Annotated in this window: 8 protein-coding genes and 5 tRNA genes; 11 read left to right on the top strand and 2 right to left on the bottom strand. The window is 46.5% G+C overall.

The features are described from left to right. Positions 1–59 precede the first annotated feature (59 nt). The 5 genes from FD01_RS13715 (at position 60) to FD01_RS13695 (ending at position 531) form a co-directional block, all read left to right on the top strand. A tRNA-Trp gene (locus FD01_RS13715) sits at positions 60–130 on the top strand. A 16-nt stretch (positions 131–146) separates the two neighbouring features. Then, positions 147–219, top strand: a tRNA-His gene (locus FD01_RS13710). A gap of 7 nt (positions 220–226) precedes the next feature. Further along, positions 227–298, top strand: a tRNA-Gln gene (locus FD01_RS13705). A gap of 30 nt (positions 299–328) precedes the next feature. Then, positions 329–400, top strand: a tRNA-Cys gene (locus FD01_RS13700). 47 nt (positions 401–447) lie between these two features. Then, positions 448–531 (top strand) — tRNA-Leu (locus tag FD01_RS13695). Between the two features lie 120 nt (positions 532–651). Here the strand turns inward: FD01_RS13695 and FD01_RS13690 are convergent. Beyond that, positions 652–1,005 carry an SHOCT domain-containing protein gene (locus FD01_RS13690; RefSeq protein ID WP_082611929.1) on the bottom strand — a complete coding sequence of 118 codons (354 nt, stop codon included), beginning with the start codon at positions 1,003–1,005 and terminating at the stop codon, positions 652–654. 164 nt (positions 1,006–1,169) lie between these two features. Then, the gene (locus tag FD01_RS13685; protein WP_056964849.1) at positions 1,170–1,688 is read right to left on the bottom strand and encodes a hypothetical protein; all 519 of its coding nucleotides are present in this window, start codon (positions 1,686–1,688) and stop codon (positions 1,170–1,172) included. 215 nt (positions 1,689–1,903) lie between these two features. Between FD01_RS13685 and FD01_RS13680 the strand changes: the two genes are divergently transcribed. The 6 genes from FD01_RS13680 (at position 1,904) to FD01_RS13655 (ending at position 8,548) form a co-directional block, all read left to right on the top strand. Beyond that, complete coding sequence (locus FD01_RS13680) at positions 1,904–3,085, top strand: glycosyltransferase family 4 protein (RefSeq protein ID WP_056964847.1); 1,182 nt, start codon at positions 1,904–1,906, stop codon at positions 3,083–3,085. Between the two features lie 2 nt (positions 3,086–3,087). After that, positions 3,088–4,110, top strand: coding sequence for a glycosyltransferase family 4 protein (locus FD01_RS13675; protein ID WP_054718524.1), 1,023 nt, complete (start codon positions 3,088–3,090; stop codon positions 4,108–4,110). Positions 4,111–4,113: 3 nt separating this feature from the next. Then, a complete protein-coding gene (locus FD01_RS13670) occupies positions 4,114–5,148 on the top strand; it encodes a lysylphosphatidylglycerol synthase transmembrane domain-containing protein (protein WP_054718527.1) in 1,035 nt (344 codons plus the stop codon). Between the two features lie 67 nt (positions 5,149–5,215). Further along, positions 5,216–5,449, top strand: a complete 234-nt coding sequence (locus tag FD01_RS13665; protein ID WP_054718529.1) for a YkuJ family protein — start codon at positions 5,216–5,218, stop codon at positions 5,447–5,449. A 384-nt stretch (positions 5,450–5,833) separates the two neighbouring features. Then, on the top strand, positions 5,834–7,942 hold the full coding sequence (locus FD01_RS13660) for an LTA synthase family protein (protein WP_056964845.1): 2,109 nt from the start codon (positions 5,834–5,836) through the stop codon (positions 7,940–7,942). Positions 7,943–8,098: 156 nt separating this feature from the next. Beyond that, positions 8,099–8,548 (top strand): Fur family transcriptional regulator, encoded by a 450-nt coding sequence (locus FD01_RS13655; protein WP_056964843.1) that lies wholly within the window; start codon positions 8,099–8,101, stop codon positions 8,546–8,548. The last annotated feature ends 307 nt before the right edge of the window (positions 8,549–8,855 follow it).

The raw sequence follows: 8,855 nt of genomic DNA, 5'->3' as shown, positions 1-8,855 counted from the left end.
ACGGACTGTAAATCCGTTCCTTCGGGTTCCTAGGTTCGAATCCTAGATCCTCCATTTATAGGGATATAGTTTAAAGGTAGAACTACGGTCTCCAAAACCGTCAGTGTGGGTTCAATTCCTACTATCCCTGCTTTTTAAGATTTATGGCGGTATTGGTGAAGTGGTTAACACACCGGTTTGTGGCACCGGCACACGTGGGTTCGATCCCCACATACCGCCCTTTTATTGGGGTATAGCCAAGCGGTAAGGCAACGGACTTTGACTCCGTCATGCGCTGGTTCGAATCCAGCTACCCCAATTGCTCCTCGGAGCATTAAATATACATCCTGGCGGTGTAGCCAAGTGGTAAGGCAAAGGTCTGCAAAACCTCTATGCGTCGGTTCAAATCCGATCACCGCCTTCGCTTGCAAAGTTAGCCGCAAGCGTGTATAATATATTTCATGTCATGCCGGCGTGGCGGAATTGGCAGACGCGCCAGACTCAAAATCTGGTTCTAGCAATAGAGTATCGGTTCGACCCCGATCGCCGGTAGAAGTATTAATTCGGTATTGCACGACATGAATACATAGAAGACTCCTTGTGAGTCTTTTTTTGTGCCGTCAATTAAATACAAGCTAAATCTAATCGCTAATGTTCTGGTTGCGATTAGATTTAGAATTCGAGCTTGTCATCGTCATTAAGGAGCTTGCGTTTCTGCTCGTCAAACTCTGCTTGCGTGATGGCACCTTTATCTAACAAGTGTTTGAACTGGTGGATCTGGTCGATTTTTGATGTGGCAGCAAGCGTTTGCTGTTCGACCGTTGCTTGTTGGCGTCGTGCCTCGGCTTGTGCTTGCGCTGCGGTGACTTGCTTTTGATGATAATAACACCAATAGCACCGCTGAGTACGATTCCAGCAATGATGAGATACCAGTATTGAATGGCCAGTCCAATCAAGATCAAAAGCGCAAAAACACCGAAGCAACCTATTCCAGTCTTCTACTTCATGAAACGCCTCTTTTTTCAACTGTTAAAAATTTGAACAAACCAGATTGTTCGCTACCACTCATACGTTAACACCTCACTAAGTCATGCGCAATTCACATGTGAATGCGCATGGCCGTTAGGCGTCACCTGGGTTTTCATGATTGCCTGCAAAAAATGCCTAGGTATTTGGCCTAAGCATTGATGTCATTGGAGATATTGTGCGACTTGACTGGTTAAGCTTGAAAGGTCGCTGCTGTTGTTGGCAATTGCTTTAGCCGCTTGATACACACCGACATAGTCTCCTGAGGCGAGTTTTTCGCGCACCGTATCCAAGGCACTGGTGTTGTAAATCGCACTGGACACCGCAGTGGCAGCACTTGTGGACAGGCCATTTTGTTCGAGCATTGTAGTCGCGGTACTTTGATCTTTAGCGGCTTTCATTAAGGTGCTCATTTTCGTATTGGTGATGGCACTAGTTGCAGTATCAATCGCTGCGTCTGTCGTGGCATCGCCAGTTTTTTGCGTGTTGAGTTGACTGACTAAAGTAGATTTAACGGCTTTGTCGGCTGGCGTATCATTACCTCCAGAGGCGTTGCGCATGGTATTGTTGAGTTGTGGGAAAAATACGACGCCTAATCCGCAAATGGCCACGAGGATCAACACCGCGATGAAGATCTGCCGACCCCAGTGCTTTTTGCGAAGGCGTTGACGTCTGCGTTGCATGTGATCACTCCCTTTGGCTTCATGATGCCATGAATTGGTGAATGAAGTGTGAAGCCGACGTGACTTTATGGAATTGTTAAAATCGTAAATTGGGACTTCAGTAGGATTGGTCAGCGGCAAAAAACTGGTACAATGTTGTGCAGTGAGTCACTTTGCGCAGATCGCTTGGTAAGCTATACTATAATTAACAAACTGTGTCATTTGGAGGAAGCCTGATGAATATCGGTATTTTTACAGATACATATTTTCCGCAAGTCTCAGGCGTTTCAACGTCGATCAAAACCTTGAAAGATGATTTGGAACGTAAGGGACATACCGTGTACATTTTCACGACTTCAGACCCTCATGTCCCAGAAGAAGCCGTTGAGCCGAATTTGTTTCGGTTTACCAGCGTCCCATTTGTGTCGTTTACCGATCGGCGCATTGCGGTACGCGGATTGTTCCATGCTTACGCGGTGGCCAAAGAACTTAAACTCGATATTGTTCACACCCAAACAGAATTTTCGATGGGCTACATCGGCAAATTCGTGGCGCGACAATTAAAAATTCCAGTGGTCCACACTTACCACACCATGTATGAAGACTATTTACATTATGTGATGAACGGTCATTTATTGCGGCCGTATCATGTGCGCCAGTTTATGCGGGCTTATTTGTATCATGTGGCAGGCGTGGTTTGTCCAAGCGAACGCACGGCAGATTCGCTTGAAGGCTATGGCATCACGACGCCTAAAGTGATCATTCCAACCGGGGTGGACTTGACGCAATTTGCTGCGGCGAAAAATCCCAATTTGCGCGAGGAACTCGGCTTAGCCGATGTTCCTGTACTTTTATCCTTAAGTCGCGTGGCCTATGAAAAACGCATCGATCGCGTCGTTGGGGCAATGCCTGCCATTTTGGCGCAACAACCGGATACGGTATTGGTCGTGGTCGGCGATGGTCCGGCAAAAGCGGACCTAGAAGCGCAGGCAGAAAGTCTCGGCATACAGGACCATGTGCGCTTTACTGGCGAAGTGGATCATGATGATATTGCCGATTATTATCGCGCCGCCGACGTGTTTGTTTCAGCCAGTGATTCTGAATCACAAGGCTTGACCTACATCGAAGCCTTGGCTGCCGGTCGAAAAGTTGTAGCCTTTGCTGGGGAGTACACCCAAAGCTTGTTGGATGATCCAGCAATCGGGACGACGTTTACTACTGATGCGGAAATGGTGTCCCAATGTGTCCAATATCTTAAGCATCCACAAGCCTTTGATGATCCTAAGCCGCGCCAAAGCAAACTGCAGGCGATTTCTGCAGATCAATTCGGGGATGCGGTATTGGCCTTTTATCAACAAGCCATTGCTGCACAACTCACCGATGACCAAGAAGATGGGCCACAAGAAGCCAAGGGGTAACCATGATCGACATCCACATGTTCAGTTCTGCAGATAAAGTCGCCGGCCAAGGGGTAGGGGCGGTGTACACCGAATTATTGGATCTGCTGAAGCAATATTTACCCAACGAATTTAACATCAGTATCAATGACTATTCACCTAGTGTCATCAGCCATTATCACACCATCGACCCGGCGTTTTTCGCGTCAACGTTTTCCAAAAGGCGCGGGCGCAAAATCGGCTATGTGCATTTCTTACCAGATACCTTGGATCAATCGTTGACGTTACCAAAACCGGCGCGTTGGACCCTAGATAAGTATGTCGTGGCTTTTTATAAGCGGATGGATACGTTGGTGGTGGTGAACCCGAACTTTATTCCGCGCTTGGCTGAATATGGCATCGACCCGAAAAAAGTGACTTATATTCCGAATTTTGTGTCACGGCAGACGTTTTATCCAGAAACCGCCGAGAACAAAGCGATTTTGCGGACGAAATATGGCATCAAACAAGATGACTTTGTGGTGTTTGGCGCCGGCCAAGTGCAAGATCGCAAAGGCGTTGATGATTTCATCGCCTTGGCCAAACGCAATCCCGACATGCGCTTTATTTGGGCTGGCGGTTTTTCCTTTGGGATGATCACCAACGGCTATGATCATTTGAAGTCGGCGGTGGCCAATGCGCCAGAGAATTTGACTTTTACTGGGATCGTACCGCGTGAAGAAATGGTCGATTATTACAATATTGCCGATTGTTTCTTATTGCCGTCATTTGAGGAATTGTTCCCGATGGCAGTGCTTGAAGCCTTTTCCACGGAAACCCCAGTGATGGTGCGCGCGCTTGATTTGTATGACACCATTATTGAACCTTATGCGATAGAGGCTTCCGACGTGCAAGCAATGAACCAAATGTTGCATGAACTGCGGGATCATCCTGAAATGCAACAAGCCTATACTGAAAAATCAAAAGCAGCGGCACAAGAATATTCACAAGCCCGTTTGGCCCGTGTGTGGGAGCGATTCTACCGCGAGCAAGCGGCATTGGTGTAAAAAATGAGTCGAAAAAATCGTTGGGCCGTGTTGATCATGGTCGCCATTGGTGTGGCGATTTTCGCCTGGGAAATGAAAGGTCTCAATTTCCAGCAAGTATGGCACACCCTAAACCACATGCAACTGCAATGGTTGCTTGTGGCCTTGTTAGTGATGGTCGGCTCTTGGGTCGTCGAAAGCTTTGTGGTCAAAGTGTTCGTGGAACATCAAGGCGAGCACTTAAGTTTCCAAGCGGCATTTCGCGTGCCGTTAGTCGAACAATTATTCAACAACATCACCCCCTTTGCCTCAGGTGGCCAACCTGCCCAGTTGGTGGCGTTGATGCAAGCCGGCGTTGAAGGTGGCCGGGCCAGCTCTGTTTTGTTGATGAAATTCGTCGTGTATCAGTTTATGGTGCTGATCAATTTCGTCTTGACCATCATCATCGGTTTTAACCGAGTGGCGACGCATTTTGGGGCGCTGGCTTGGCTGATCGTCTTCGGCTTGGTGATCCATGTGGTGGTCATCATTGGCTTGTTGTTGGTGATGTATCAATACCATTTCACCAAGCGGCTGGTGTCAGCAGTGGTGTGGTTATGTGGCCGCTTTGTCGGCGAAGCCAAAATGTTGCGCTGGCAACAAAACATGGATGAAAAAATCGACACGTTTTACGCTGAAAGCTTGCATCTCAAACAAGAGAAGAAAAAAGTCTTGAAGGCTGCCGGGCTGACTTTGATCCAGTTGCTGATGTACTATTCAGTGCCATATTTCGTGTTGCTGAGTTTTGGCTTGGGCAAAGTCGATTTGGTCACGGTGATGGTGTCACATGTGATGATCGTCATGATCGTGTCACTGTTTCCCATTCCTGGTGGGACTGGCGGGGCAGAGCTGTCATTTAAGACCTTGTTTGCGAGTTTTGTGGCGACCCCGTCACAATTAGTGTTGGCGATGTTGTTGTGGCGTTTGTTGACCTATTATTTGGGGATGGTATTTGGTATCGGGGCGTTAGCGGTGCCGGCCAAGCGCATGAAACAACTTGAGAACGCTAAAAAAAATTGATTTTCATAGTCACAGTGGGCCATTTTATGGTACGCTATCACAGAAGTACAGGAAGGGGGCCGTTGGTATGAAGAGCTCACAATTAGTTGCGATCATCAAACGCTTAGAAGCGATGCAAGAAGCAACCGATGGCGAAGTGCAATCACGGCGTTTCGAAAAAGACGGTGTCGAAAAAGGTCTCGTCGAATATGACCCAAAGACTGAAACCTATACCCTAGAAGAAATGGATCATCACCAAAAGTTTGACTTCGATGACATCGATCTCACGGCGATGGAAATTTATGATCTACTAGGTGACTAGTAGTCAGTTTGTAAGTCCCGCGGCTGTGGGGCTTTTTTTGTGCCCAGCGCTTTTCAAAGCGGGTTTAGTGGTCCGGGTAGCCTAGCTTAAGAATTTGAGCTGAGTTTTGGCTCGGATTCTTAAGCGTAGCTACCGTGACCGCGTTGCCTTGAAAGGCGCGACGATGCCCAGTGCGTGACTCGTTGTTTTTCAAAACCAATATTACATTTAGAAATACTTCAGCTTGGCTTGCATGAAAGGGCAATCTTCAGGACACCGGTTAACATTCAGTTAAAACCACGCATAATTGTGGCGATAAATTGTGTTTTCTGTGGTGAATGTGTAGACTAACGGGTGTGATATAATGTTTTAATATTGACTATTTCAAATCAGTGGAGGATCACGATGAAACATATCGGCAGCAAAATTCGAGGCTTTTTTGATTCGAGGCTCGGATTTTTTTTCCTCGCCATTGCATTGTTTTGGGCGAAAACCTACTGGGCATATCAAAATAAGTTCAACCTTGGCGTCAAAGGCAGCATGCAAGACTTGCTGTTGGCGTTAAACCCAATTCCAACGACCTTGTTGTTATTTGGGATCGCCTTATACATGCGCGGGCGCAAGTCATATATCGTGATGTTGATCATCGATGCGTTGACGTCGATTTGGCTGTTTGCCAATGTGTTGTATTATCGCGAATTCTCTGACTTTTTGACCTTTGCGTTGATCAAAGGCTCTGGCGCGGTGTCCAACAACTTGTCCAAAGGGATCTTCGGCATTATGCGGCCAAGCGACTGGTTCGTGTTCTTGGATCTGGCGATTTTGATCATTTTGTTGGCGACGCATTTGATCCATATGGACTTACGCCCGATCAAAAAGCGCTTTGCTTTAGGGGTGTCGTTGTTGGCAGTTTTGCTGTTCGGGGCTAACTTAAGCATGGCGTACTCTGATCGCTCTGGCTTGTTGACGCGGACCTTTGATAATAACTATATCGTCAAATATTTAGGCTTGAATGCCTATACCGTCGTTGATGGCGTCAAAACCGCGCGCACCAGTGCGACTAAAGCCAATGCCAAGGCCTCGGATATCGACTCGGTATTAAACTACTTAAAGAAAAACAAAGTTGCGCCAAACGTCGAGTATTCTGGGGTCGCCAAAGGCAAGAACGTCTTTATCATTCACTTGGAATCCTTCCAGCAATTTTTGATCGACTTTAAGTGGGATGGGCAAGAAGTCACGCCTAACCTCAACAAGTTGTACCATGAATCGGATACCTTGAGTTTTGACAACTTCTTCAACCAAGTCGGTCAAGGTAAAACCGCCGATGCGGAAATGATGTTGGAAAACTCCTTATTCGGGTTACCAGAAGGCTCCGCGATGGTGTCTGATGGGACTAGCAACACGTTCCAAGCCGCTCCTGCGATCATGGATCAAAATGGGTACACCACAGCAGCCGCTCACGGGGATGTGCCAAGTTTCTGGAATCGAGACAACACGTATAAGTCTTGGGGCTATGACTACTTCTTTACCAAAAACTACTTCCAATCTGGCAAGAACTTCGACGTCGGCTACGGACTGAAAGACAAGATCTTTATGAAAGATGCCGCCGAGTATGTGGAACAACTCCCACAACCGTTTTATGCCAAGTTGATCACCGTCACCAATCACTATCCGTATACGTTGGATAAGCAAAACCAAACCATCACCAAAACCGATACTGGGGATGACACGGTGGATGGTTATGTGCAAACGGCCAAGTACTTGGATCAATCCATCGGTGAATTCATGACGTGGTTGAAGCAATCTGGCTTAGACAAAAACAGTATGGTCGTCTTTTACGGGGATCACTATGGGATCTCTGGCAACCATAAAAAAGCGGTCGCCAAATTACTGGGCAAGAAGTCCTTTGATGATTTCGATAATGCGCAGTTCCAACGCGTCCCATTCATGATTCATATGGATGGCCTTAAAGGTGGCGTCAACCACACATATGGTGGGGAAATCGATGTCTTACCGACACTGTTGAACCTGTTAGGGATCAAAGCCGATAACTATGTGCAATTTGGTTCAGATCTCTTGAGTTCGCAGCATTCGCAAACTGTGGCCTTCCGCAATGGCGATTTTGTCACGCCGCAATATACCAAAGTCGGCAGTACCTATTACGATACGACCACTGGGAAAGTCATCAAACACTTGTCCAGCGAACAAAAAGCCACGATTGATAAAGCCACAAACCAAGTCACCACAGAGCTCAACTTGTCTGATCGGGTAATGAATGAAGACTTACTGCGTTTCTACACGCCAAATGGCTTTATGAAAGTGGATAAGTCGGATTACTCCTATAACAAGAAGAAAGCTTTAGCAAAACTCAAAAAGGCGCAAAAGAAAGGCACCTCAGTATTGGCGAAGAATAAAGGGGTGGCGATCCCATATGTCACTGACGCGCCAGAACTGGTCAAAGCAGGCTCATCGAGTAGCTCCAGTAGCTTAAGCAGTAGTAGCAGTAGTAAATAAGACTTTCAACGGCTTCGGCGACGCTTGTTAAGCAAAGCGTCTCGAAGCCGTTGTTTTATGCTCATAGGCTACAACCGTCAACATTTTGTTGTTTTTCGACTTATTTAGATTTATTCTTACATTAGAATATCAATCAGATACATTGAGGAAAAAATTATGCAAGCAACAGTATATGATCAAACCATCACCAAATTGAAACAAGCCGGGATTCGCGTGACGCCGCAGCGCATTGCGATCATTCAGTACTTGATCGCTAGCACTGCCCATCCCACTGCAGAACAGATCCATGACGATTTAGCGGCTAATTTTCCGCATATGTCAGTGGCCACGGTATATAACAATCTAGGTTTGTTAACCGATCTTGGCTTAGTGGAAGAAATGAATGTGGCCGACACCGCCGTTCATTTTGATTTTCCACTGCAGCCACATTATCATGCGGTTTGCACAAACTGCGGGAAAATTGTCGATTTTAGCGACCCGCAGTTAAGCGAAGTGCAGGCTCATGCAGCAAAAGAAACAGGATTTAAGGTAACTGCGCATCATTTGGAAGTTTATGGGCTGTGTCCAGAGTGCCAAGCCAAATTAGCACATCCGAATAAGGCATGAATTAATCGTGCCGTTTTCTGAAATAATCCGAACAAGGTACTGGGGTAAAACCTGCACTGTTCGGATTATTTTTTTGTCTCAAAAAACTTGGCCAAAATGGTTGACGCACCTTGCTGGGCTTGGTATGATATCAAAGTTGTCTTTTAGATAACACCGCGATTGATCAGCCAAGCGAAATTAATGCTTGACGCAAGATTGATTGTCTGGTATGATTTAAAAGTTGTCGCGAGACGTTATGAAGCGCTTCACCAAAAAAGTTTTTAAAACTTTTTCTTGACAACAAACTGATAGTTATGATAAACTTATG

Source organism: Lacticaseibacillus manihotivorans DSM 13343 = JCM 12514, assembly GCF_001435035.1.
In the GTDB taxonomy this organism is placed as follows: Bacteria; Bacillota; Bacilli; order Lactobacillales; family Lactobacillaceae; genus Lacticaseibacillus; species Lacticaseibacillus manihotivorans.
Note: the sequence above shows the minus strand (reverse complement) of the source record. Positions and strands in the feature narration are given on the sequence as shown.